At 46.3% G+C, this 24165-nt stretch carries 21 protein-coding genes; 7 read left to right on the top strand and 14 right to left on the bottom strand.

Features of this window, described 5'->3' with window-relative positions:
- Positions 1-27 precede the first annotated feature (27 nt).
- A complete protein-coding gene (locus tag QUB14_RS06015; protein ID WP_333215870.1) occupies positions 28-912 on the bottom strand; it encodes a RodZ domain-containing protein in 885 nt (294 codons plus the stop codon).
- Positions 909-1703: a pseudouridine synthase gene (locus QUB14_RS06010; protein WP_333215868.1), complete on the bottom strand. Its 795-nt coding sequence runs from the start codon at positions 1701-1703 to the stop codon at positions 909-911. The genes QUB14_RS06015 and QUB14_RS06010 overlap by 4 nt, the downstream gene beginning before the upstream one ends.
- Before the next feature lie 618 nt (positions 1704-2321).
- Here QUB14_RS06010 and QUB14_RS06005 point away from each other — a divergent pair.
- Positions 2322-3113, top strand: a complete 792-nt coding sequence (locus QUB14_RS06005) for a DUF2993 domain-containing protein (RefSeq protein ID WP_333215866.1) — start codon at positions 2322-2324, stop codon at positions 3111-3113.
- 145 nt (positions 3114-3258) lie between these two features.
- Here the strand turns inward: QUB14_RS06005 and QUB14_RS06000 are convergent, their stop codons facing one another.
- The 5 genes from QUB14_RS06000 to QUB14_RS05980 form a co-directional block, all read right to left on the bottom strand.
- Positions 3259-4176 carry a phosphatidate cytidylyltransferase gene (locus QUB14_RS06000; RefSeq protein WP_333215864.1) on the bottom strand — a complete coding sequence of 306 codons (918 nt, stop codon included), beginning with the start codon at positions 4174-4176 and terminating at the stop codon, positions 3259-3261.
- A gap of 487 nt (positions 4177-4663) precedes the next feature.
- Positions 4664-5257, bottom strand: a complete 594-nt coding sequence (cbiT, locus tag QUB14_RS05995) for a precorrin-6Y C5,15-methyltransferase subunit CbiT (protein ID WP_333215862.1) — start codon at positions 5255-5257, stop codon at positions 4664-4666.
- 102 nt (positions 5258-5359) lie between these two features.
- Complete coding sequence (locus tag QUB14_RS05990) at positions 5360-6922, bottom strand: aminotransferase class I/II-fold pyridoxal phosphate-dependent enzyme (protein WP_333215860.1); 1563 nt, start codon at positions 6920-6922, stop codon at positions 5360-5362.
- Positions 6923-7207: 285 nt separating this feature from the next.
- Entirely contained in the window at positions 7208-7477 is a 270-nt protein-coding gene (locus tag QUB14_RS05985) for a hypothetical protein (RefSeq protein WP_333215858.1), read from the bottom strand.
- A 184-nt stretch (positions 7478-7661) separates the two neighbouring features.
- Positions 7662-8018: a hypothetical protein gene (locus QUB14_RS05980; RefSeq protein ID WP_190737053.1), complete on the bottom strand. Its 357-nt coding sequence runs from the start codon at positions 8016-8018 to the stop codon at positions 7662-7664.
- Between the two features lie 121 nt (positions 8019-8139).
- Here QUB14_RS05980 and ychF point away from each other — a divergent pair, with 121 nt between their 5' ends.
- Both ychF and QUB14_RS05970 read left to right on the top strand, forming a co-directional pair.
- The gene (gene ychF / locus QUB14_RS05975; protein WP_333215854.1) at positions 8140-9231 is read left to right on the top strand and encodes a redox-regulated ATPase YchF; all 1092 of its coding nucleotides are present in this window, start codon (positions 8140-8142) and stop codon (positions 9229-9231) included.
- A 21-nt stretch (positions 9232-9252) separates the two neighbouring features.
- Positions 9253-9618 (top strand): phage holin family protein, encoded by a 366-nt coding sequence (locus QUB14_RS05970; protein ID WP_006633107.1) that lies wholly within the window; start codon positions 9253-9255, stop codon positions 9616-9618.
- Between the two features lie 288 nt (positions 9619-9906).
- Here QUB14_RS05970 and QUB14_RS05965 read toward each other — a convergent pair whose 3' ends face one another.
- Positions 9907-10308 (bottom strand): CU044_2847 family protein, encoded by a 402-nt coding sequence (locus tag QUB14_RS05965; protein ID WP_190737057.1) that lies wholly within the window; start codon positions 10306-10308, stop codon positions 9907-9909.
- A 119-nt stretch (positions 10309-10427) separates the two neighbouring features.
- Between QUB14_RS05965 and QUB14_RS05960 the strand changes: the two genes are divergently transcribed.
- Positions 10428-15548, top strand: a complete 5121-nt coding sequence (locus QUB14_RS05960) for an nSTAND1 domain-containing NTPase (RefSeq protein ID WP_333215852.1) — start codon at positions 10428-10430, stop codon at positions 15546-15548.
- Between the two features lie 142 nt (positions 15549-15690).
- On the opposite strand, the gene QUB14_RS05955 is transcribed toward QUB14_RS05960, so the two are convergent.
- From QUB14_RS05955 to QUB14_RS05940, 4 genes are all read right to left on the bottom strand, one after another.
- On the bottom strand, positions 15691-16605 hold the full coding sequence (locus QUB14_RS05955) for an Rpn family recombination-promoting nuclease/putative transposase (protein ID WP_333215850.1): 915 nt from the start codon (positions 16603-16605) through the stop codon (positions 15691-15693).
- 223 nt (positions 16606-16828) lie between these two features.
- Positions 16829-17260 (bottom strand): NUDIX domain-containing protein, encoded by a 432-nt coding sequence (locus QUB14_RS05950; protein ID WP_333215848.1) that lies wholly within the window; start codon positions 17258-17260, stop codon positions 16829-16831.
- 218 nt (positions 17261-17478) lie between these two features.
- Complete coding sequence (locus tag QUB14_RS05945; RefSeq protein ID WP_190659407.1) at positions 17479-17931, bottom strand: DUF3531 family protein; 453 nt, start codon at positions 17929-17931, stop codon at positions 17479-17481.
- A gap of 126 nt (positions 17932-18057) precedes the next feature.
- Positions 18058-19074, bottom strand: a complete 1017-nt coding sequence (locus QUB14_RS05940) for a Sll0314/Alr1548 family TPR repeat-containing protein (RefSeq protein ID WP_333215846.1) — start codon at positions 19072-19074, stop codon at positions 18058-18060.
- A 374-nt stretch (positions 19075-19448) separates the two neighbouring features.
- Between QUB14_RS05940 and QUB14_RS05935 the strand changes: the two genes are divergently transcribed.
- The 3 genes from QUB14_RS05935 to QUB14_RS05925 all read left to right on the top strand — a co-directional run bounded on the left by QUB14_RS05935 (position 19449) and on the right by QUB14_RS05925 (position 21774).
- On the top strand, positions 19449-20114 hold the full coding sequence (locus QUB14_RS05935; RefSeq protein ID WP_006633111.1) for an ABC transporter ATP-binding protein: 666 nt from the start codon (positions 19449-19451) through the stop codon (positions 20112-20114).
- A gap of 120 nt (positions 20115-20234) precedes the next feature.
- Positions 20235-20963 (top strand): 16S rRNA (guanine(527)-N(7))-methyltransferase RsmG, encoded by a 729-nt coding sequence (gene rsmG / locus QUB14_RS05930; protein ID WP_333297112.1) that lies wholly within the window; start codon positions 20235-20237, stop codon positions 20961-20963.
- Between the two features lie 25 nt (positions 20964-20988).
- Positions 20989-21774 carry an SDR family oxidoreductase gene (locus tag QUB14_RS05925; RefSeq protein ID WP_333215842.1) on the top strand — a complete coding sequence of 262 codons (786 nt, stop codon included), beginning with the start codon at positions 20989-20991 and terminating at the stop codon, positions 21772-21774.
- A 181-nt stretch (positions 21775-21955) separates the two neighbouring features.
- Here QUB14_RS05925 and QUB14_RS05920 read toward each other — a convergent pair whose 3' ends face one another.
- Together QUB14_RS05920 and QUB14_RS05915 are read right to left on the bottom strand one after the other, a co-directional pair.
- On the bottom strand, positions 21956-22711 hold the full coding sequence (locus tag QUB14_RS05920; protein WP_333215840.1) for a Fe-Mn family superoxide dismutase: 756 nt from the start codon (positions 22709-22711) through the stop codon (positions 21956-21958).
- Between the two features lie 214 nt (positions 22712-22925).
- The gene (locus tag QUB14_RS05915) at positions 22926-24110 is read right to left on the bottom strand and encodes an aldo/keto reductase (RefSeq protein ID WP_445251818.1); all 1185 of its coding nucleotides are present in this window, start codon (positions 24108-24110) and stop codon (positions 22926-22928) included.
- Between the last annotated feature and the right edge of the window lie 55 nt (positions 24111-24165).

Below are 24165 nucleotides of genomic sequence, written 5' to 3'. Positions count from 1 at the left end.
TACCGATTAACAATTACCAATTAACACTTACCCTTCATTCTTTGGCGGTGCTGAAGGCTTGAGTTCGTTTGCTTTAAAAACAACTTCTTTGGCGACTCCAGGATCTCCGAGTGGTTCAGCTTGTCCGTTATTAAGAGCAACCATTACCCCCCCGGCGTTACCTGCTACCACTACCAATTGCTTTTGAGCCCCCCAGGTGCGAACAGTCCCTGAAGGCAAAGTTCCCTCAAACTCTGTTTTACCATCGACTTCAACCTGCATCCACGATTCGGCTTTAAAAGTGACGCTAACCATCACTGGTTTATTGTCAGATTTATCTAATCTTTGACCTGTTCTTACTGCTTCGACAACCTCGTAACTATCCGGTTTCTGATTTTGTGAGGATCTCGATGCCTCAGCAGCTAAACGAGCTTGTTCTTGCTGCCCAAGCGCTAGTTCTTCGGCTCCCCCACCGTTTTTTGCGGTAACAGAACCGCCCATCAACTGAGATAAGACATTGACCGAACAGATAATTAGAAATGTGTAAAAGAGGTAGAGGTGCATCGGTCGTAACTGAGGCCCATCTTGCCAGGATAGCTTCGTTCTCGATCGGGGCGCCGGTTCGATCGGAAAAAATTCGGCAAACTGACTTCCGTCCAAGCCCATTGCTTCAGCGTAGCGCTTGATCAAACCCTGAGTGTAGACGGGTTCTGGAAGTTGGTCTAGTTGACCGTCCTCGATTGCTTGTAGCAGATTCCGCCGAATCATTGTTACCACGGCTACTTTGTCCAAACAAATCGACTGCTGTTCGCGGTACTGACGGAGTTGAGTTCCAATTTCCGCTAGCTTCTTCTTCTGAGCTGTTTCTGGCTCTTGGGAGTGCAGTTTCTGCTTAGTTGTTTTGAAGAATAAAAACAATAAATTCTTTGTCATATGCTGTGCTCCTGGGAATTTACTGGCACGCTTATTGATGTTAGGTTGACTAGATTCCATAAATAAATAATTTCCGCATCTTCTAGGGGTCGGCAGCAGCCTGGTGGCAATATTGGCGAACCGGGCCGCTGCAATTGAATCGGGCCAATGGCTGTGCGGTGCAGGCGCACCACGGGATATCCCAACAGATCGGCTGTGCGCCGAATCTGGCGGTTTCTGCCTTCTGATAGAATGACTTCTAACAGAGTTTCGTCAAGCGCGCGATCGATAACTTTAACTTTCGCGGGCAAAGTTTTTCTGCCGGACAAGATGATGCCCTGACGCCACGTTTGTAGTATGCGTTCCGGGGGATCGCCCCGTACCCACACCTGATAAGTTTTGGCGATCGAGTGACGCGGGTGGGTCAAACAAAATGTCAGCTTACCATCATTGGTAAGCAAGAGGGCGCCGGTGGAATCTGCATCTAAGCGTCCTACGGGGTGGATGCCTTGACCGGAGCGCAGTTGGGGTGGCAGCAAGTCGAGAACTTTCGATCGGGCCCTGGGATCGCTGCAAGTAGAAACTACGCCTGCCGGTTTGTTGAGCAACAGATAGACCTTTGCGGGTCGATCCGTTGGTTTCACCGGGACTCCATCGACTTGGATGAGATCGCGATCGGGATTCGCTTTTTCTCCTAAGCGAACAATCTTGCCATTAACTCGGACTCGTCCAGCTACAATCATCTGTTCTGCAAGACGGCGAGAGGCAATGCCCCACTGGGCGAGGATTTTTTGCAGCCTTTCATCAGACATGACGGGAGTGTGGAAATCCCCAACGAGCCAACGGTGGGGAGGAAACACGACACGGTTAATTGATTAACCGTACTAGCAATGCTCAATTCCTGCTTGGGAATAAATTATAATGCTGACCAATTATTACAGGACGCCCGCCAAGAGTGCAGATTGTCCTTGTGCCCGGTGCAGATTGTCCTGATGGCATTACCCTGAATGCTGTGCAAAAACTACGAGGAAAAGACTCGCGGCAGGCACAGGTTTGCACCGTTGGTTTGCGGCCGGTTTGAAAGGTTTGGGTCTGACCCGACCATAAACCAACACTACCATAAATCCCGTACTCCTGGTTAAATTTATACGCTCGATCGCGAATTTTTCATGGGGATCGCACAACTCGTGAATTACCCCAATATCCCAAGGGGGAAAAGGTGAGAATTTTTCTGCTTCTGGCGTTGCCGATCCCAGATTTCTGCTTGGTTTTGGAGTTAATCGGACTTGTGTTCATCAACCCGGTTTCTAAGGAAAATCAGAGGTTGACAGCGGTATATCTGTGCAGAAACGGCGTTTTTGAGGCCGGATGTGCAAGTTCTAGTTAAATTTCTGTGCTTGAATATTAAGGTTTATATTCTGAAATTGTTTATGACTGTCGATCGAAACTCTCTTCAATTTGACAATAGAGATGGGGCTGGTGACTCTGGTGGGACTGTTAATCTCGGCGAGGAGCCGGGGAAACCAACGCCTAGTCAAGGCAGCCGGATCGCGAGCGCGGTTCTGTCTCCGGCGGTGCAGTTGTGGCTGCGATCGCAAGTTCAGCAGGTGGACGAGTTGAAGGTGAAAATTGAGGGGAGCGATCGACAAATCTTCAGCGGTGCGATCCCCAAAGTCACGGCTGCTGCTCGCGGTGCTGTGTATAAAGGACTACACCTAACTGAAGTTGCCATAGAGGGCTGTGGCATTCGCATCAACCTCGGTCAAGCTCTCAAAGGCCAACCCCTGCGCCTCCTGGAATCCGTTCCCGTGACAGGCGTTTTGAGGCTCTGTCAGGCGGATTTGAATGCGTCACTGAAAGCGCCTTTGCTTGCTGATGCTTTGAGCGAATTTTTGCTGCCTATGCTGCCGCTGACAGATAGCGAAAAGTTGCTGAAGTTGAAAAATTCGCAAATTGTAATTGAGGCGGGTGTGTTGACGCTTTCGGCGACAATTTTGCGCGCTGGCGGTAGGCAAATTCCTTTTGTATTGCGGACTGGTTTGCGGATAGCCAGCGGTCGCGAATTGATGTTTGAAGAACCAGAAATCGAAATGGATGGAGAATTAAAGAGCACTGATTTCAATGGTTTTAAAATTGATTTTGGGCCGGAAGTTGACATTGAAGAGTTGATTTTGAGTCCGGGGGAAATTGTTTGTCGGGGAGGAATTAGAGTTTTGCCTTAGAGGGGAAGAGCAACGGGAAGGGGGAAGAAGTTTTGAGTGCGTGAGAGGGCTTTCGGTGCGGATCGCAACGCTTACGTGACCCGCAACGCGGTCGGCCTTCCATGAGTTAAACACCAATTCGCAATTGGCAATTCGCAATTGGCAATTAGCGGGCGATGAGGTAAGAGTCGAGCGCCGGCAACAGTAAAGTGACAAAATAGTAGACTAACGGTGCGGTAAAAACATAACTGTCGGTGCGATCGAGAATGCCACCGTGACCGGGGATCAACTGTCCCGAATCCTTAACACCGGCGTCTCGCTTCATCATCGACTCAGTTAAATCTCCCAACAGGCTAGCAACGCCAATCAACAGACCAAAAGCAGCCCCAGTATACGGCCACCCCGGCCAGTTTAAATACCAAGACCCAGCGACGGCCACGGCGATGCTGCCGCAAACTCCAAATACGGCACCTTCAACAGTCTTTTTGGGGCTGATGTGGGACAGGCTAGTGCGGCCGAAGAATTTGCCCACAAAATAAGCCCCAATGTCAGCGGCCCAGATGCACAGGAAAGCCAGCAGCAGCGAAGTCAATCCTAAAGATATATGGCTAGAAGTTGTCCAAGATGGCCGCGCGTAAATGTTAACCGGCAAATTGCTTGCTACTGCTTGCCCCAGTCCAGTTGTAGCAAGATTGGCTGGGTCGAGGCCGACTCGCAGCCGTATCCAATAGCTGGGCAAATAACCGCCGTAGAACAATCCTAAAATTGAGGAGGCAATATCGGCGATCGTCGATAATTTAGGTTGGAATAACAGGTAGAAACAGATTAAGGTTCCCGCTAAGGGGAACATGGCATCTACGAGTTCCGGTGCTAGGGCGGCAGTAATTAATAGCCCTTGACTGACAGCTAAGGTAGTTTTGGCAGCGGGTGCAATGCCTTTAGCCCTGGCTAATTGAAAATATTCCAATTGACCTAGGTAGACGATAACTCCAAAGCCGACGGTGAAGTACCATCCCCCCATAATAATCATTCCCAAAGCAAGGGCGATCGCAACTATTCCACTCAGGATACGAGACCAAGGCATAAAATGAATTTCTCTTGCAGACGGCGGTGGGTAATTCGATTTTAGATTTTAGATTTTAGATTTTAGATTTTAGATTTTAGATTCTAGATTTACTCCACAGATGAATCTGGGAGATTGAACTAGGGTCTAAAATTTTGGGTGGCTCACGACGATTGTCGGCGGCTTGTATCCGTTTTTGGGCGGTGTCATTCGACGCAAGGATGCAAGGATGTAAGGATTATTAGGGTACGTTTTCCTCCCTTGCACAGCCAAGCCCAATACCCAACTGGCGATGATCCAAAATCTCAACTCAGGGGGTCAATCCAGCTAGGGTCGCCCTTATTCTAAGTATGAAGGTTAATTGAACGTAAAAAAGGTTAAGAATTACATTTAGGAATGGGCATAGCGGCTAAAAGCATGGGACATGGGGCATTGGAGGCAGACCCTGGAAGGGGATTGGTAACAAATAACCAATAACAACTGTCAACTCTCAACTGTCAACTAACTTCTAATCGAGCTTTTCGCCGCTGAGAATAAATATGGGATTGACGGCGGCAAAGGTTTGACTGAGGCCGCGAGTCTCCAAGCGGTTGACGGCGGACTGGACTACTTCGATGTTGCGGACTTGTAACTCGGCGAATCCTTCGGAAAGGGCGTAAAGATTTTCTAAATTCGAGGCTGTGGCGACCACTCTACCGTGGGGTTGCAAGTACCGCCAGACTTCTTGGAGAATGGCCTTAATGGGGCGACCTCCTTCGATGCAGACTCGGTGGGGGGGTTGGGGCAGGTTTTCCAGGCATTCCGGGGCACTGCCTTCTATGACTTCTACGTTGTCGAGCTCGAATCGATCGCAATTTCTGCGAATCAAGCTTGCTACTTCTTCGTCCCTTTCGACGGCAATAATCCGACCTTTGGGACACAGCAAACCTGTTTCTACGGCGATCGTACCAGTACCTGCACCGATGTCCCACACCACTGAATCTGCTTTCAGCCGCAGGTGGGAGATTAACAGCAGTCGGACTTCTCGCTTACTCATGGGAATTCCCGGTAAACGTTCAAATAAGTCATCCGGGATGCCTGGAGTGACGTAGGGCCAAAGCATAGTTATATTTTTGATTTTTGATTTTTGATTGAAGCAAGACGGCAGTTGGAACTCGTGGAAGAATTAGTAGAAATTCTGCCAATTTCCTCCAAGCCTTAATATTTACTGTCGCACAACCTTGAGAGTTTGGAGGTTTCTATCGCTACAACCTGTGATTTTGCCGCCGGCGGCAAGGACTTGTTGCAGGTAGTCAACGGCTGCTGGGGTAATGATTTCACCGGGCATCAGGACTGGTATTCCTGGGGGATAGGGACAGATGAGTTCGGCGCTGAGTCGATCGACTGCTTTGTCTGCAGGTACTGTTTCCGCTGGGAAAAAGAAGGCCTCGCGGGGGGAAAGGAGAGGGGGAGAGGGGGAGAGTGGGAGAGTGGGAGAGTGGGCCAATCTTCCATCGGACATCGGACTTCTTCTCTCGGACTTCTTCTTTCGGACTTCTTCCTTCTTCCTGACATCCGTTACATCCGTTACAGAATCCGTTGCCGAACTTCCTTCTTCCTTCTTCCTTCTTCCTTCTAAAAAATTACAAGCTTTAACTAAATTGTCAATATCTGATTCTGTATTTCCCAAGCTGATAATAAATGTTAGATGTTGCAGCATTGGTAATTCTGCGGTGACGCCGAGTTGAGAGTGCAAAATTTCATCGGCTGTAAATCCTGTGATTCCTAAATCGGATACTTTTACGGTTAGTCGGGTGCGGTCTAATGCTGCAAAACCGGGTGTATTTAAGGGTTCTAAAACTGATAATCCGGGGATTTGACTGATGCGCGATCGCGCTTTTTCGGCTAGGTGTAAAGTTTTGGTCATTAACTGTTCGCCGTGGAGTGCGATTTGTTGGCGGGCTGCGTCTAGGGATGCTAATAATAAGTAGCTGGGACTGGTAGATTGTACTAGCTGCAATGCTCTATTTAATTTTTGGATATCGATGCGATCGCCCTTGAGGTGCAGCATCGAGGCTTGTGTCATTGCACCGAGGGTTTTGTGGATTGATTGTACTGTTAAATCGGCGCCGGCTGATAGTGCTGGTTCTGGCAAGTTTGGATGAAAGTTAAAGTGCGCGCCGTGGGCTTCGTCTACTAATAACGGTATGTTGTATTGATGGGTAATTTGGGCGATCGCCCGCAAATCCCCGCAGACGCCGTGATAGGTTGGGTAAACTATCATTACTGCTTTGGCGTCGGGATGTTGTTCTAATGCGGAGGCTGTGGCTTCTGGGGTGATGCTGTTGGCAATATCCCAATCCGGGTTGTACTCTGGACTGACAAAAATTGGAATTGCACCGGATAAAATCAAACCTGAAATCGCCGATGAGTGGATATTTCGAGGCAAGATAATTTTATCTCCTGGGCCGCAAGTTGCTAAGATGGCGGCGATAATTCCGCAAGTCGAACCGTTTGCCAAAAACCGAGTTGATTGGGCTCCAAATGCTGCGGCGGCTAAGTCTTGAGCTTCGGCAATTGCACCTTCTGGATTAAAGAGATTATCTAATTCCGGCAATTCCGGCAAATCCGAACGAAATACTGTCGCACCGAATAAGTCAATTAGGGGTTGAGAGATTCCTTGTCCGCGTTTATGTCCGGGGGCATAAAATGGGGCGTGTGGCTGATTTGTGCGATCGCGCAAAGCATCTAATAGGGGAGTTTTTGTTTGAGAGTTTGCTGGTGACACGGTTAATCTTGATTGCTGTATTTGATATCTAAGTAGAGCGAGCTGAAAAAACCCTAATATCTGGTAGGGGCGGGTTGAGCCAGTATCTTTACTCTCAGGCAGTTTATTGCTTTATTCACGCGCCCTCCCCATGTAATGTTTATTTGTATCCACCTACTTAGTTTAATGCCAAAGGCATAATTTTAGGCCCCCGTAATAGTTAATTATAGCTATTTAGATAGATGTGTCCGCAGCCACCTTTAGTTTATAATTATGATATAAAACAATACCACAACTCAGTTATTTTTATTTTAAAATATAGCTAGAAGTGGCGACAAAATGTTTTTGGAACATCTCTATTAGCGAGTTAAAAACTAACATGATTTTTCCCAACCCTAGTCCGTTTCCAGGCCCGCAGATTCCCAGTACCGAACCGGGGCTGCCGACTATACCCGCATCGCCACCGGTGCCTGGCCCGGTACCCGAACCGATTCCCGGGATAGTACCCGAACCGGTACCTGCGCCAATTCCGCAGCCAATTCCCGAACCGGTGCCGGAAACTGTACCCTCTCCCATTCCTCAGACAGTGCCGGAGCCTATTCCTCAGACAATCCCTGAACCTGTATAAATTATGTTTTAGTCGATCGCGAAATTTAAGATTGTTTGTGAGGTCGATCGCAAAAACCGGTTTCTCCCAAGTCCCCAATCATTTTGTTGAATATCAGACTTGAAAAAACTCGGTTTTTGCCTAAATTATCGATTAATTGAAGTTGAGCGCAGTCTCTTTACAAAGGTCAACAGAAGGCAAATCAGTGGATTTGCCGTCCGAGTATTCGGCCCTGACATCAAAAACACAGCCCGCCTCCGACCCACCGTAGTCAGCTTGATTCCACTCAAAATCTGCCTTTTCCCGATCGGCAATGGGGGCCTCTAGCTCGTTTTCTCCCCAAGTATCCTTATCGGGAGGAGACATATAGACGGCTGTCATCGTCTTGCCGCTGTTGTTAACCACCGAAATTTTGACCATCTGAGCGAAAACGCTAGCTGCTGTCAGCGCTAACAGGGGCAGCGACAGCCCCGCAGCGATCGTTACTTTGCTTAACAACTTGTTAATCATTTAGCCATCTACCTCAAGTTCGATATTTATTCAAGCTTAGCTTTAGAACTTAGAAGGGACAAGTCAGATATATTGCTATTGCTTATGATATTTTGAAACAGTGATATGTTTCTAAATAGCTATGCTTACTGCCGGAATTGTCGGACTGCCTAATGTTGGCAAATCTACTTTGTTTAATGCTCTGGTTGCTAATGCCAAGGCGACTGCTGCTAATTTTCCTTTCTGTACGATCGAGCCAAATACGGGTATTGTGGCAGTGCCAGACGAACGGTTGAAGGTGCTGAGCAATATTTCCAATTCCGCGCAAACTGTGCCGACGCGCATGGAGTTTGTGGATATTGCGGGTTTGGTGAAGGGGGCGAGTCAGGGAGAAGGACTGGGAAATCAGTTTTTGTCTCACATTCGGGCTGTAGATGCGATCGTCCACGTTGTCCGCTGTTTTGACAATGATGATATTATTCACGTTGCAGGTTCTGTTGATCCCCAGCGAGATATTGACATTATCAATCTCGAATTAATTTTAGCAGACTTAGCTCAAATTGAACGCAGGCTCGATCGCACTCGCAAGCTGGCCCGCAACAATAAAGAAGCTCAGGCAGAAGTGGATGTACTCGAAAAATTAGTCGAGGTTTTGAATGCGGGGAAACCGGCGCGGCAGTACAATTTCACAGATGAAGAAGCTGAATTAGTTAAAGGTTTGGAATTACTGACCAACAAACCAATTATCTATGCTGCTAACGTATCTGATGACGATTTAGCAACAGGAAATAGCTATGTCGAACAAGTGCGAGAAGTAGCAGCTAAAGAAAATGCTAAGGTTGTCATAGTTTCGGCGCAAGTTGAGTCAGAATTGGTGGAGTTATCCGAGGAAGAACGAACGGATTTCCTAGAATCTCTCGGGGTAAAAGAAGGGGGCTTGAAATCTCTGATTCGAGCTACTTACGAATTATTGGGCTTGCGGACTTATTTTACTAGCGGGCCAAAGGAAACTCGCGCTTGGACGATTATCGCGGGAATGTTAGCACCGCAAGCTGCAGGGGTGATTCACTCGGATTTTGAACGGGGTTTCATCCGGGCCGAAACAGTAGCTTATGAAGATTTGGTTGCTACGGGCGCGATGAATGCGGCTAAGGAAAAAGGCTTAGTTCGCAGTGAAGGAAAAGAGTATGTTGTACAAGAGGGGGATGTGCTGTTGTTCCGGTTTAATGTTTAGCTTTTTTAAGGAGATTGGCACATGGATATCATTTCGCTGGTAATTGCTTGGCTGGTTACTTCTGTGAGCTTTTTTATCATTTCCAAGTTGCCCATCGGGGTAGATATTGACACTTTTGGAAAAGCGATGATTTCGGCGGCGGTTTTTGGATTGCTGAATGCTTTGGTGCGGCCGCTGTTTGTGGTTTTGGGTTTTCCATTTGTGTTGGTAACTTTTGGCTTGTTTATGATTGTGATCAATGCTGCTATCTTTGGATTGGCGGCTTGGCTAGTGGATGGATTCCGCTTGCGGTGGGGAATTTGGAGTGCTTTGCTGGGGGCGATCGCCCTCGGTTTTATTAACTCTCTTCTCTATCAGGTGTTGAGTACGCTACCTAGTGTAAGGTAGATAAAGATAGGGAGTGGGCGAGTTTACTTGTAGGGTGCGTCGCTGGGATATTTTCAAGTTTCAGAAGTAGATAGTTGATGGCGACGCACCTTACAGTATTCAGTTGTAATTAGTTGTAGTTGTCGGTTGGGCCCAGGAACGAACCATCCGTTTCACTTCGCCCAACTTGTTAGCCCCAACAAAGATTTCTGGACATACCTCAATTAACGATCGCACATTTAAAGAATATAAAGTTATCGTAATGATTTGATTAATGGCGATCGTTTATAGCGGGTATTCCGTACTTATCTATTCTGGTTCAGTTTCCAGTGGATTAGGAAACGAACACTCTACTGTAATTTTGAGATTACTTTCTGCTGTTCCTTTTGTTACGTAGGGAATGCCTGTTTCACCGCCAATTTTGATGCCGAATTCTAGAGTAACTTTATCTACGTTAGCGATCGCAACCTGTTTAAACGCATTTAAAGTGTAATTGGTATAAGCGCGAATTGTACTTTGAATCGCCTGAAAATTTTTCACCGCTTGCTTTTGCATCGCAGAAGGACTCAACTCCCCTTTGCCACTCAGTCCCTCTTCTTCCTCTTCCTCTGTAGGTTCTGTAACTTCAATTGGGGCGGTTGTGACATCCTCTGCGGCTTCAATCCAAATAATTGTACCGTCATCCAGCTCGATCGGTGTAATTTCGGTCATAGGTAAACTCCGGGAAGTGCAAGTAATCAATAATTTCCAGCACTCAGTAAGTCTCTCCGGATAATAAGTATAAATTCTGTATTGGTGAGTAATATATTTGAGACAGAAGACTTATTACTATGAGCCGAGACGCCTTGGTAGTTGGGATTAATACATATCAATTCGATCGATTAGCGAACTTGCAAGCGCCTTCCGAAGACGCCGAAGCGATCGCACAACTTCTAGAGAGATACGGAGACTTTAAAGTAACGCGACTACCGGCAGTCAAGGATAACCAAAATAAAACCCCTCGCGTCGGTAAGAAAACCGAAGTCACGCTGGATCAGTTAGAAGAGGCGATTGTCCAACTGTTTAAGCCAGAGAGTCAGCAGATTCCCGATACGGCACTGTTGTATTTTTCCGGACATGGACTGCGGAAAAATCGAGGCATTCAGGAAGGGTTTTTGGCAACTAGCGATGTGAATCGCGACTTAGGCAACTGGGGTTTATCTTTGCGATGGTTGCGCCGACTGCTGGAAAAAAGTCCGGTGCGACAGCAGATTATTTGGTTGGATTGTTGCTATAGCGGGGAAATCCTCAATATTGCCGAAGCAGATCCGGGGTATGTAGGGAAAGCGCGCGATCGCTGTTTTATTGCCTCGCGGGACTTTGAGCAGACGTGTGAAGGAATAGGTAGCAACCATAGCGTGCTAACAGCCGCCTTGCTCGAAGGGCTAAAACCCCAGGGAAATGAAAGGGTGACAAACCACAGTTTGGCAGATTTCTTGAATCGGCAACGTCACTCCTTCCCGCAGCATCTGATTTGTCACAACTCTGGTGAAGCAATCAATTTCACTCGCAGCGATAACGACGCACCAATTACAAAGCCAGATTCTGATCCCGAGGAACATATCTGTCCTTACAAAGGGTTGACTTATTTTGACTGTAAAGAAGAAGATGCCAACTATTTTCACGGACGAACATATCTCACAGCTCGGCTTTTAGATAAAGTGCGCTACGGGAATTTTCTCGCTGTTTTGGGGGCTTCTGGAAGTGGCAAGTCTAGTGTTGTCAGAGCCGGGTTGCTGTATCAGCTCAAGTTGGGACGGTGGTTCTCAGGAAGCGATCGCTGGCGCATCCATATTTTTACCCCAGGCGAGCGTCCATTTGATAATTTAGCCAAGGCATTTATCGATCTAAATCTATCAGAGGCTGCTCGCGCCACGGAATTAGCCAACCTCCAGCTATTGTTCAAAAAGAACCCCTTAGAAGGATTAGAATTCCTGATTACAGCCACCCAAGCCGAGCGGATAGTGTTAGTGGTCGATCAGTTTGAAGAAGCATTTACCCTGTGTAACAACAGCGAATTACGACAGCAGTTTTTTGTATGTTTGCTGAATGCTGTAGAACGCTCGGATAATAAACTTTGTCTGGTACTAACAATGCGGGCCGATTTCTTTGGCAAGTGTGCAGAGCAAGAGTACGCAGGACTTGCAACCAAAATTCAAGAACATTTGGTCACAGTAATGCCGATGGAACAAAAGGAGTTAGAGGAAGCAATTACTAAACCTGCTGAACAAGTGAAATTAAAAATCGCTCCGGGATTAGCCGCCTGCATGATTAATGATATGGATGGCGCTCCGGGAAGCTTGCCTCTCCTGCAATACACGCTGACCCGATTGTGGGCTAAGCGGCAGGAAAACACATTAACAATTGCCGCTTATACAAAACTGGGCGGGGTGAAGGGAACGCTACAAAAACGTGCCACCGAGGTTTATGAATCTTTTTCACCAGATGAGCAAAAAACGGCAAAGCAAATTTTTCTGGAACTGACGCAACTAGGAGAAGGAACAGAGGATACGCGCAGGCGGGTTTTGCAAAAGGATTTAGTTACATCCCAGCAATCGGTGGCTTTAGTGAATCAAGTGGTGAAAAAATTGGCGGATGCCAATTTAGTAGTCACCAGTACCTTACTGGAGAAAGGAGCAGAATCGAGTCAAATCCCCGTAGTCGATATTGCCCACGAGAGTCTGATTCGCCATTGGTCACAACTGCGCGAGTGGGTAAATGAAAGCCGAGATGCAATCAGAATCAAGCACAAAATTGAACAAGCTGCTAAAGATTGGGAATTTTATGGCAAGCCTAGAGATATGGCTTTTCTGTTGCAAGGAGCGAGATTAATCGAGGCGGATAATTTTTTGAAGAATGATGCTGATGCGGTGATATTTTCAGATGTTGCTCGAGAATTGATTGAAACGAGTAAAGCCGAGAGAGAGCGCCTGCTTCAAGAAGAAGAAGCAATCATCAAGGAAAAGCTAGAAGCTGCAGAAAAACTGGCAAAAGAGTCAGAAGCCAGACTCAAAGCCGAAGAAAACGCGCGTCACTTGGCCGAGCAAAATGCAAAGGAGTCAGAAGCCAGACTCGAAGCCGAAGAAAAGGCACGCAAAACAGCTCAGGCAAGAACCGGAGTTGCGCTATTTTCTACAGTTGTGGTAACCCTAGCAGCTTTGTTTGCTTTGAACCAGTGGAACCAAGTCCAAACGCTCTACGACAATGCCAAACTCAGGGAAGAAATCGCAGGCGCCAATGCGACTTCGCAACTGGACAAACTCATAGGACACTTAAAAGTAGCGAAAAAACTGCCGAAGTTAATCAACTCAGGCAAAGCAGAACCTGACGCCCAGTTGCAGGTATTAACGGCTTTGTCTCAGAGTGCATACGAAGTAAAAGAGCAAAACCGTTTCATTGGGCATGACGGTGCAGTTACTAAAATCAGTTTCAGCCCGGATCGTGAGACAATTGCTTCTGCAAGTAACGACAAAACAGTCAAACTTTGGAAACGAGATGGCACATTTATTAGGAACCTTCAACATAAAGCTGAAGTTAATGCCGTCAGTTTCAGCCCCGATGGGCAGATGATTGCTTCTGCCAGCAAAGACAAAACAGTCAAACTCTCGAAACCAGATGGCACATTTATTAGGAACCTTCAACATACCGATGTAGTTAATGCCGTCAGTTTCAGCCGTGATGGGCAGATAATTGCTTCTGCTAGTAACGACAAAACAGTCAAACTCTGGAAACGAGATGGCACGTTTATTAGGAACCTTCAACATACCGATGTAGTTAATGCCGTCAGTTTCAGCCGCGATGGGATAATCGCTTCTGCAAGTAATGACAAAACCGTTAAACTTTGGAAACGAGATGGTAGCTTAATTGCTAACCTTGCCGGGCATAAAGATACGGTTTTGGCAGTCAGTTTCAGCCCCGATGGGCAGACAATTGCTTCTGGAAGTAGAGATAACACTATCAAACTTTGGAAACAAAATGGTAGCTTTATTAACGATCTCACGGGGCATAACGATTGGGTTAAGGGCGTCAGTTTCAGCCCAGATGGACAGACAATTGCTTCTGCAAGTGACGACCATACCGTGAAAGTTTGGAAACGGGATGGTAGCCTGATTACCACCCTCTCTGGGCATAACAATGTGGTTTTAGACGTAAGTTTCAGCCCGGATGGGCAGACGATTGCTTCTGCAAGTGGGGACAATACCGTCAAACTCTGGAAGCATGATGAAAGCTTAATTACTACCCTCACTGGGCATACTAATGATATTAAAGACATCAGTTTCAGTCCAGATGGGCAGATAATTGCTTCTGCAAGTCATGACAATACAGTGAAACTTTGGCAGCGGGATGGCACTCCAATTCACACCCTCACCGAGCATCAAGCTGATGTTTGGAGTGTCAATTTCAGTCCCGATGGGAAGACAATTGCTTCTGGCAGTAGTGACAATACCGTCAAACTTTGGAGAGTCAGCGATGGCAAGTTAATTACCACTCTCAAGGACAAGGGACATACCGATAGGGTTAATGGTATTAGTTTTAGCCACGATGGGGAGATGATTGCTTCTGCTAGTCAGGACGGAACTGTCAAACTCTGGAAGCTAAATGGCACTCTAATTACTACCCTCAAAACCGAGAGCAAACCAGTTATTGACGTTAGCTTCAGCCCCAAAGAAAAGACAGTTGTTTTTGCAAATGAGGAGAAAAACATCTATCTTTGGAATGTTGGCGATAAAACTAAACCTATCAACTTCAAGAAGGCACATAAAAATGCAGTTACTGGCGTCACTTTTAGCCCAGATGGGGAGACAATTGCTTCTACCAGTTGGGACGGTAAAGTCAATCTATGGAGAGTCAGCGATGGTGAAGGGACGAATTTATCTGCACATGGCAGTTCATTTGAGGACGTCACTTTCAGTGCTGATGGGAATATGATTGCTTATGGCGGTAGTGACAATACCGTCAAGATATCGAAAGCTAGAGATGGGAGCTTTTATCGCAGATCAATTTTTTCTCTCACAGGGCATACCAACAAAGTAAATGCTGTTAGCTTCAGTCCCGATGGTAAGACAGTTGCTTCTGTAAGTGATGACGATACAGTAATTCTGTGGAATTTGAATCTAGATGATATGTTGCAGCGCAGTTGTGATTGGGTGCGGATATACCTGAAAAACCCAAATAACGGTATGGCAGAAGATGACCCCGATCGCCAAATTTGCGATGACGTTCCATCTTCGGCTTCTTTTCTGGTAGATGGAGGCATAAATTTAGCCAAAAAAGAGAATATTAAGGGCGCAGTCGCTAAGTTTCAAGAAGCCCAAAAGCTCGATCCGAGTTTAAACTTCGACCCAAAAACAAAGGCGGAAAGATTCGCAGCTTCATCTCTTCTTGCCAAAGGAGAAAGCCTTGTGATGGAGGGCAAATTTAAGGAAGGAATAGCCGTTTATAAACAAGCCCAAAAATTCTATCCAAAAGCAAAAGTGCAGAGATTGCTAGCTTTATCTTTTCTTTATAAAGGAGAAAGCCTTGTCGGGGAGGGCAAAGTCAAGGAAGCAATAGCTGCTTATAAAGAAGCCCAAACACTCGATCCCACTCTAAAAATTACAGCCAATTCTTGGGGGAATACCCTCTGTTGGTTCGGTAGCCTGAATGGCTATGCCAAAGACGTAATGTTGGCCTGCGAAAATGCAGTGAAACTCGATCGTGAAAATGGATGGATTCGCGATAGTCGCGGTGTTGCCAGGGCGTTAACGGGTAATAATAAAGGAGCGATTGAAGACTTTGAGGCATTTCTCAAGTGGGCTGACAAAAATGAAACATATAAGGATGATAAACTCAAGCGTGAAGGCTTGATTAATACCCTCAAAGCTGGGAATAATCGTTTGACACCTGAAGAAATGAAGAAGCTACTTAATTAGTAGTGGGGAAATCAAAGCCTGTATTTTTATAAATCAAGTGCGATTCGGGGGCGGAAAGCTACGCTAACGCCCTTTTGTTTTGGAGATGCGAGCGCACTTGTCATGCAGACGGAAATCCGATCGCCCTGACAATTTCATCAAATTATTGACTTTCCGACTGCCGCGCCTCCAGCCAAGCCAGCAAATCCTCCCCAGTAGTAAAATCCAACAGCGCCTCACTCAAATCTTCGAGTACCGGCAAGGGAAGATTAGCAACGCGCACGCGCATTTCCTCAGACAATTCTTGTCGTAACCGACGGGTTAATTGTCGGACAATCAGCGCGCAGGCTTCTGCCTGCCGTCCTTGCTGCAGTCCTTGCTGCCGCCCTTGCAGCAGTCCTTCCAGCAGTCCTTCCAGCAGTCCTTCCGCCTTAGCTTCTTGATAGAATCTCGTTTCCTGTAATGTAATTCCCAACATCGACTCCACCTCGGCTCGACTCAACGATGTAAATTTGTACGACATAATAGTTGCTAATAGTTCTATTATGTCACGACCTGCTTCTGATGGAACTTCTTGCTGCACTCTGCCCAGCAAATACCTTGCTTCTGCTGGCGCTTGAGCCTCTTCGACAGTCGTCAACACCATCAGCGCAATTCCCAAAGGCAAGGCGCGAATATCCCCCAACTCATCTAAGCACACCCGATGCACTTGATTGCTGTTGAGCAGAGCTCGATAAGGATAAACATCGCTTTGTTCAATACTGCGAGATGGATAAATCACCACAGCTTGCCAATCGCTATAACGACTGCGATTGCGGTAAAAATATAAAAACGATTCGCCAAACAACCGTTCGTAAATTTGTTCATCTTTCTGAAACTGAACTTCACAAAAATAGACGATGCCTGCACCATCTGATTCTGGTGGCAAGAATACGCCGTCAATTTCAAATTTAGGTTCTTTGACTGCCACCGAGTCAAAGCGATAATTGGCAGCATTTGCTGGAGTTGTAGCCAGTAGAGCGAATAGCAAAGTTGGCGCTTGACGGAACAGTTTGTAGAAAATTGAATCTCGTCGCATGAAAGATTTGCACTTAAAAAGATCGATTATAGCCTTTTTCAGTTAGGTAAGATCCACCCGCTAATTTGTAATATCATGTTCGGTCGAGCGACCGCGATCAAACCTTATCGATCGCGGGCGAAGCGAAGCGGAGGGAATCGAGCGGACATGATATAATTGGTAATAGTCAACTATCAACTGTCAACTGTCAACTGTCAACTGTCAACTGTCAACTCTTACTGCATCAGCTTTCGCAGTAGTCGATAAATTTATCTGGAACTAGGCGCAATTCGCCCGATCGAAAGCGCTCGATCGGCATCCAAAATGCAGTATGTTCCCCATCTCCGTCTGCAAAATCCAGACTATCCAATTCATAAAATTTGGAATCGACAAAATCGCACTGGTATAGTTGTATTAATTCGTGTCCGGCTTGGCCATTAAAAATAAAAAAATTTTCCAAACAAGCCAAATATTTGATATTTGTTAACTCGGCTTTAATTTCTTCTTGAAACTCTCTTTGCAAAGCGTCGATGCTGTGTTCTCCGAATTCTATGCCACCGCCCAGAGCTCGGTAAAATGTGTCTTGTTGGACCGGATCTTCGCATTCTGACACGAAAATGCGATCGCCCGATCGAATTAGTCCTAAAACAATTACGCGAATTGTACCTTTTTGCATAATTAGTTATCAGTCATCAGTCATGACGCATCAACACCAAAACAAAAGAAACCGGGTTCCGACTTCGCCCAACCAGCAGGTTTTTTGCCGTTGATGCGGGGTGTAACGAAGTATGATGCAGAAAACCCGGTTAATGACTACCCGTGCGTAAGCCCTATATTAGCCAGGAATCATCACTCATTATCAGTGTATCCGTGTCATCCGTGTGGGGCCCACGTTTAATTATCGGCGGCAAAACCCTCTCTGCTCCTCCTATTTTCAATTGGCCAGTCTATATTTTCACCGCCGATAATTAGTTTTTCAATCGTTACGAATTCTTTGCTGAGTTGCTGGAAAACATTAATCAAAACATCGAGTCCAATTGCATCGCTAGTACCCAAATCAAACCAGCAGCGAGCCCAAGAACCTTGATACTCCATTTCTCCCATATTGTGCATCAAAGCCATCATACTTTGGTCGGCTAGATTAACATCGTAATTCATATCACTGATATCTAAGCCTTCATCTTGAACTTGCAAATTTTCCGCATTAAATCCTCCGAGTTTTCCCAAGAAAAACCAAGAGTCAAACACTTCTTCAACATACTGTTTTTCACCGTTTGAAGGCACGTTGCTGAACTTCAGCCAAATCCAGAGGTCAAAGGGGTTAAACTCGCGAAACTCTACTTGCATCAATTTTATCAAAGAAAGGGAATGGAATTGCAGGAATGGGATTGCGGGAGAGAGGAAAAGTGGGAGAGAGGGAGAGGGAGAATTTTTCTCCTGACTCCTGACTTCTGACTTCCCCTCTGACTCTTTTTAAAGTGGTGGTAAGGCTGCCGGCCCCCAGACTCCATCTGCATCTCTAATTTTATCGCGCATGGGGTCGCAGGCGCGAGATTTGCTGTCGAGACGGTTACGGGTTCTGCACTGCTGAAAGAAGATTTCGGCTACTAAACTGCGGGGCAGTTGATCGGGTTTTGCTAAGGCGGCGTCGAAGTTTTTTCGGGCTTCCTCAAGTAAGGTTTTGTTGCCGTCTTTCCCCTGGGATTGGGAAAACAAGATTTGTCCTTTTAGATAGAGAACTTCGGGATTGTTGGGCGTTTCTGCTAAGGATTTGTTGGCAAATTCTAAAGCGCGATCGTACTTTTTCAAGTCTCGATAGCCGACGGCCACGCCACGATAAGCTAAGTAGCGGGGAGAGGCTTTTTGTTCGAGTCTTTGAATTGCTTCGTCGGGGTTGGAAAAGGGTAGGTTTTTGGCTAGCATTAAGTCCATGTAGCCTTTGATCAGGTTGAGTTCGGGGTCATTGGGAGCTATTTTGTCGGCGGCCTCTAGGTATTGAAATACTACTCGCAATTTACTCACAGCTTGGGGCGCGCCTTTTGCTGTTCCTTCTTTGGCTATAATGTTCGCCCCTTCTAGAAAGTGGCCTGCTGCTGTGTAAATGTTGCCGCGCAATGGATTAGTTTTCGTCAAATTTTCGCCGAGTTCGCGGGTTTTTTGCGCGTAGGAATTCATCGAGTTGAAGTCTTTTTCGATGTATGATAGCGAGGCTGCCATCGCATAGACTAGCGGTTCGTTTGGTTCGGCTGATAGTGCTTGTTGAACTTGAGTTTTTGCTTGTTTGTAGTTTCCTTGCTGAAACATTGTTTTGAAAGCGGTTTCGGTATTGGGCCCGATCGCCTGCGGGTTGCTTGTGCGAAAGGGATCGCCTGCTAATGCGGAGTTAATGCAGATGCTGAGGGCGATCGCGAGTGCGAAAGGGAGCGCCCGCACTGTCTGTTTAGAACTTAACATTTGCTTGCCAAGCGATGCTAAAGGGGTTTTCGTCATCGTCAATTCTCTGAGTGGAATATACTGTAAACTAGAAACAAGAGAGTTAAATTCTCAAACTCTCGGGCCGCGACCAAAAAAAGAGTGAAATTTGCTTGATTTTTTGTGGTTGTTGAGGTATATTTTAATAATGGAAGTGTGACTTGTATAATATATTAAAGAACAGATTCCCATTATTAAAATATACCATGAAAAAACACAAAAATCCAACACCCATCCTGAAAAAAAAGGAAATTTTTGTAAAGATTTATGTAAAATAATTGTGTGCGATCGGCCCAAGCTAGAAACAAATCGCTGAGGCTGGATAATTAATCCGTGTATCCTTGTCAAAATTCGTGTAGTGCCTTCCTTCTCCCCAATTACCAATTGCGTTAATGCTTTATCTAAAAAACTTAGTATATCATCCTACCGCCTGTCCGAATCCTATTCTGAAAAATATTAACTTAGAACTGCCCTCGCAGCAAATGGGGCTGATTGTGGGCCGCAGCGGTTCAGGCAAAAGTACGCTATTAGAAATATTAGCAGGCTTAGCAGAAAAAACTAGCGGCGACATCCGCTGGCGCGAACAGGAATTAACACCGGAACACTTGCAACAGTTAGGAGGTTTAGTGTTCCAGTTTCCAGAAAGGCATTTTTGCGGAGGCACAATTTTAGAAGAATTGCGGTTGGGACATCCTGAATTGGGACAAGAACAAATTAACTCAGCAATGGCAGAAGTGGGACTCGGACATTTGCCGCTGCGGGCTTCCCCCCACGCTTTGAGCGGCGGACAACAGCGGAGGGTAGCCCTGGCGGTGCAGCTAATTCGGCAGCCGCATTTGCTACTTTTGGACGAACCGACGGCGGGTTTGGATTGGTCGATGCGACGGCAGTTGGTAAGCTTGTTGAGTAAGTTGAAAAGTCACTGGACTTTGTTGATTGTTACTCACGATGCTAGCGATTTGTTGAGTGTAGCCGATAAATTTTGGACTTTAGACCACGGGGATTTGCTGGAGGTCGATCGGGCTAAGTTAGAAGCTAAGGAAACGAGTTGCGTTTGATTTTTATGGCGTTGCCAATGGTTGACCGGCGAATAGAATTCGCGTCTAGACAAACGAAGTCCGCCTAAGCGGACAGCAAGAAAAAAGTGAGAATAGAACTAGATGATAAATGAGATTAAAATGTCTGTGTTGCCCCAGATGAACGAGTTGTGGCAAAAAACGCTGAATTGGCAGCCGGATGAGTCGCAGCAACAACTATTTCAGCGACTTTATGAGTTAATTGTCGAGGGAAATCGCTCCTTGAATTTAACTCGAATTACTGAGCCGATGGAGTTTTGGGAAAAACATTTGTGGGATTCTCTGCGGGGAATTGCAAGACTGCTGCCAGCTAATCATAATTCAGCGGAAAATCCAGAAGTGGCCGCCGAGTCGGTGCAGAAAGTTATTGATATTGGGACGGGTGGGGGTTTTCCGGGTCTGCCGATCGCGATCGCCCTGCCGCAACTATCAGTTACTTTGCTCGATTCTACTCGCAAGAAAATTGATTTCTTGGAAACAGTTTTGCCGTCTTTAGGCATAGAAAATGCTGCGACTTTGTTGGGCAGAGCCGATGAAATTGCCCGAGGGCCACAGCACAAACAAGCTTACGATCTAGCAGTTCTCCGAGCAGTGGGAGCAGCTCCTCTCTGCGCTAAATCCGCGCTGCCTCTGCTGAAAAATGGCGGTTTGGCTGTACTTTACCGTGGAAATTGGACGGTGGAGGAAGAAACGGAGTTGCAAAGGGCGATCGAGCATTTGGGCGGTAAAGTTGAGTCAGTCGAAGCATTCACAACGCCGACGAGTCAGGGGGCGCGGCACTGCGTTTACTTGCGGAAAGTTGTACAGCAGTTCGAGCGTCCCGTGCGCTAGCTATAGCCGTTTTTCAATACTAACTATGCTTGCCAATAAGATTGCACTTGTCACAGGTAGCTCGAAAGGAATTGGTGCTGGCATCGCCCTTGAATTAGCCAAATCTGGTGCCGATGTTTGTGTCAACTATTGCGGTTCTCCAACATCTGCGCGAGAAATAGTCAACCAGATTCACTCTCTCGGGCGTCGCGCTATCGCGATTCAAGCAGATGTCTCCCAGCGCGATCAAGTCGAAAGGATGGTGGATACGTGCGAGCAAGAACTCGGTCAAATCGATATTCTAGTGACAAATGCGATCGCTAGCGTCCGAAACACTTTGCTAGAAACTAAATTTGAGGATTTACAGCGGACACTAGAAATAGGGGTATATGGTGTGTTTCACATCTGCCAAATAGTTGCCCGCCGTATGGTGGAAAGGAAGGCCCAAGGCTCGATTATCCATATCTCATCCCCGCACGCTCATTTTCCGTATAAGGGTGCGATTGACTACAACACCACCAAAGCAGCCTGTCATCACCTCGTTCTTTCGATGGCGAATGAACTGATGTGGCACAAAATTCGGGTCAACATCCTAGAGCCTGGGTGGACTGATACTCCGGGTGAGCGACGCTGGTATAGCGACGAATTGCTTGAGTCGTTCAGCAACAGAATGCCTCTCGGTAGGATGGGATGCCCGGAAGATTTAGGCCAAGCAGCAGTTTTCCTGGCATCTGATGCAGCTAGCTACATCGCGGGCAGCGTGTTAAAGGTAGATGGTGGATTGTACATTGAGGGCAGCCCGAGTTTGACAGCAGAATCAGAAAATAAGTAGGTAGGTGGAATTAAACGAACCATCTAACAGTATGGAAACAGGGCTAAGTCAGCCACGCTTAATGCTCAGGATATTTTACAATCGTTGACTTACTTAATTGCGTTTTACAGCGCCTACCTACTTAAAACAGAGTTGGTTGTTGAGCTGTTTGCGATCGCTCGCAACAACAAGCTTTTTTGAACTAAGCGCTAGCCTTTTCGTAGCGCTTGTTAATTTCCGCCCAATTAACAACATTCCACCAAGCTTTTAAGTAGTCGGCGCGCAAATTTTGGTATTTGAGATAATAAGCGTGTTCCCAAACATCGTTACCCATAATTGGATAGTTGCCATCTATCAAAGGAGTGTCTTGATTTGCCGTAGTTGTAATCTCCAGTTTGCCAGCTTTATTGCGGACTAGCCAAACCCAACCGCTGCCAAAACGCTTGGCGCCGGCCTCGTTAAATTTTGTTTTAAAATCGTCAACACTGCCGAAAGTTTGCTTAATTGCTGTTGCAATTGCCCCTGTGGGTTCGCCGCCGCCGTTGGGACCCATGATTTCCCAAAACATAGTGTGATTTAGGTGTCCGCCGCCATTGTTACGCACTGTTGTGCGAATATCTTCTGGTACTTTGCTCAAATCTAGCAGCATATTTTCAGCACTCATATTTTTTAGCTGCGGGTATTTGCTGACAGCATCGTTGAGGTTTTTAACGTAGGCGGCGTGGTGTTTGTCGTGGTGAAATTGCATTGTCCGCGCATCGATGTGCGGTTCTAAAGCATTGTATTCGTAAGGCAAAGGCGGCAGTGTAAAAGGCCCGGGGGTTTGGGCTATTTTTGGACTTTCTGCAACTGGACTTGCTTGCGGTACATTATTTCCTGACGCTTGGCAAGCACCTGCGGTAATAGCTCCGACGGTAGCAGTCAGCAAATACAAAAAATCTCGGCGTTTAAGAGTCATAAAAAGTACCTAAGTGAATTATTAACTGTTTTATCTCAGATTAAAGCAAAATGGGAGTGAGTTGAGAAAAAAAGTTGTATCGCCCGAATGGATGAGACGGATGGGCGATGGTTGTGAGAGTTTCTCAAGTATAGGCTAATTGTGTGCGCGTAACTAACTCACGTGCTCCGGTTCACCAACCCGGTTTCTGTCTTGAAACCGGGTTTTTTTTAGATTATTCTTGGGACAAGCGCTGGATGGCTTCGCCTCCAAAAAGCCGATCGGCTGCTTGAAGAATACCGGGAATTTTAGCAGCGTGGGGACTGTGGGCTAGACAGCGGCGCAAGTCTAATTCATGGAGGCGATCGGCTTTTTGGCCGGGGAACCAGTGGCCCGCATTACCTAAAAGGTTGTAGCGCATCTTGCAATAGTCGATCGTATCGTAAGCCTGCGCCAAATTCCACAGCCACAGAATCACATAAATATTAATACCTCCGGGAGTATTTTCTATAGTTGGTAAACCCACGTGCCAAGTCTTAAACCAATCTTCTCCTAATGTATCAATAGCTGCTTTTTCTAACTTTTCTAATATCGGAGTCAAAATTTCATCGGCTCTATCTAACAATTCTAAAACTTTGAGATGCTCGTTAAAATCTTCAGGTTTGGCTGCGCCCAAGCTCAAAGTGTGTACTTGCGGATGCGACAAACAAAACAAATCATTAAACACCATCGGACTCAACGGATAGCACAAGTCTACCAATTTTTGCGGCGGGCTGTAAAGTTGACCGCCTTTGTCGGAAGGACTGATAATAAAAACGCCCATATCGTGACGTTTAGCAGCTTCAATAGCCGGCCAATTAATTTGATTGATGTAGTACCAGTGCAAGTTAAGATAATCAAATTGATTGGTTTCAATTGTTTTGACAATCACATCCGTCGGGCCGTGGGTTGAAAAACCAATAAACCGAACTTTGCCTTCTGCTTGCAACTTTTTTGCCACATCCATGCAGCCGCCCGGACGCATAGACTCCTCTAGCAATTCCCACGTATTAATGCCGTGTAGCGACAGTAAATCGACGTATTCTAGTTGCAAATAAGCTAATGATTTTTCAAATTCGTCGCGGAACTCTTGGGAGTTCGGTTTGGGACTAACTTTCGTTTGTACTATCAACTTTTCGCGGGGAAATTTTGGAAAAATCCACCCCAATTGCATCTCGGAAGTGCCGTAACCGCGAGCAGTTTCTATGTGATTGATGCCGCATTCAATCGAGTAGCTAATCGTCGATTCTAGATTTTGTTGATTGTCTGAGGGAATTTCATTGGCTGGCACGTCTTGCCATTTGTACTGATATCTCATGCCACCGCAGGAAAAGACGGGCATGGATAATTCTGTGCGACCGAATCTGCGATATTGCATCATAAACAGTTGACAGTTGACAGTTGACAGTTGACAGTTGACAGATGAATCGCCTGGT

It is taken from the genome of Microcoleus sp. B3-D2 (genome assembly GCF_036705345.1).
Lineage (GTDB): Bacteria > Cyanobacteriota > Cyanobacteriia > Cyanobacteriales > Microcoleaceae > Microcoleus.
Note: the sequence above shows the minus strand (reverse complement) of the source record. Positions and strands in the feature narration are given on the sequence as shown.

Excerpts from the sequence above, each read along its gene's own strand:
- QUB14_RS05925 (WP_333215842.1), top strand. The coding sequence starts at position 20,989 with ATGCTTGCCAATAAGATTGCACTTGTCACAGGTAGCTCGAAAGGAATT.
- ychF (WP_333215854.1), top strand. The coding sequence starts at position 8,140 with ATGCTTACTGCCGGAATTGTCGGACTGCCTAATGTTGGCAAATCTACT.
- QUB14_RS05920 (WP_333215840.1), bottom strand. The coding sequence starts at position 22,711 with ATGACTCTTAAACGCCGAGATTTTTTGTATTTGCTGACTGCTACCGTC.
- QUB14_RS05955 (WP_333215850.1), bottom strand. The coding sequence starts at position 16,605 with ATGCGACGAGATTCAATTTTCTACAAACTGTTCCGTCAAGCGCCAACT.
- QUB14_RS05915 (WP_445251818.1), bottom strand. The coding sequence starts at position 24,110 with ATGATGCAATATCGCAGATTCGGTCGCACAGAATTATCCATGCCCGTC.
- QUB14_RS06015 (WP_333215870.1), bottom strand. The coding sequence starts at position 912 with ATGACAAAGAATTTATTGTTTTTATTCTTCAAAACAACTAAGCAGAAA.
- QUB14_RS05960 (WP_333215852.1), top strand. The coding sequence starts at position 10,428 with ATGAGCCGAGACGCCTTGGTAGTTGGGATTAATACATATCAATTCGAT.
- rsmG (WP_333297112.1), top strand. The coding sequence starts at position 20,235 with ATGTCTGTGTTGCCCCAGATGAACGAGTTGTGGCAAAAAACGCTGAAT.
- QUB14_RS05965 (WP_190737057.1), bottom strand. The coding sequence starts at position 10,308 with ATGACCGAAATTACACCGATCGAGCTGGATGACGGTACAATTATTTGG.
- QUB14_RS05980 (WP_190737053.1), bottom strand. The coding sequence starts at position 8,018 with ATGATTAACAAGTTGTTAAGCAAAGTAACGATCGCTGCGGGGCTGTCG.
- QUB14_RS05945 (WP_190659407.1), bottom strand. The coding sequence starts at position 17,931 with ATGCAAGTAGAGTTTCGCGAGTTTAACCCCTTTGACCTCTGGATTTGG.
- QUB14_RS05970 (WP_006633107.1), top strand. The coding sequence starts at position 9,253 with ATGGATATCATTTCGCTGGTAATTGCTTGGCTGGTTACTTCTGTGAGC.
- QUB14_RS06010 (WP_333215868.1), bottom strand. The coding sequence starts at position 1,703 with ATGTCTGATGAAAGGCTGCAAAAAATCCTCGCCCAGTGGGGCATTGCC.
- cbiT (WP_333215862.1), bottom strand. The coding sequence starts at position 5,257 with ATGCTTTGGCCCTACGTCACTCCAGGCATCCCGGATGACTTATTTGAA.
- QUB14_RS06000 (WP_333215864.1), bottom strand. The coding sequence starts at position 4,176 with ATGCCTTGGTCTCGTATCCTGAGTGGAATAGTTGCGATCGCCCTTGCT.
- QUB14_RS05950 (WP_333215848.1), bottom strand. The coding sequence starts at position 17,260 with ATGCAAAAAGGTACAATTCGCGTAATTGTTTTAGGACTAATTCGATCG.
- QUB14_RS05985 (WP_333215858.1), bottom strand. The coding sequence starts at position 7,477 with ATGGGAGAGGGTACAGTTTCCGGCACCGGTTCGGGAATTGGCTGCGGA.
- QUB14_RS05940 (WP_333215846.1), bottom strand. The coding sequence starts at position 19,074 with ATGACGAAAACCCCTTTAGCATCGCTTGGCAAGCAAATGTTAAGTTCT.
- QUB14_RS05935 (WP_006633111.1), top strand. The coding sequence starts at position 19,449 with ATGCTTTATCTAAAAAACTTAGTATATCATCCTACCGCCTGTCCGAAT.
- QUB14_RS06005 (WP_333215866.1), top strand. The coding sequence starts at position 2,322 with ATGACTGTCGATCGAAACTCTCTTCAATTTGACAATAGAGATGGGGCT.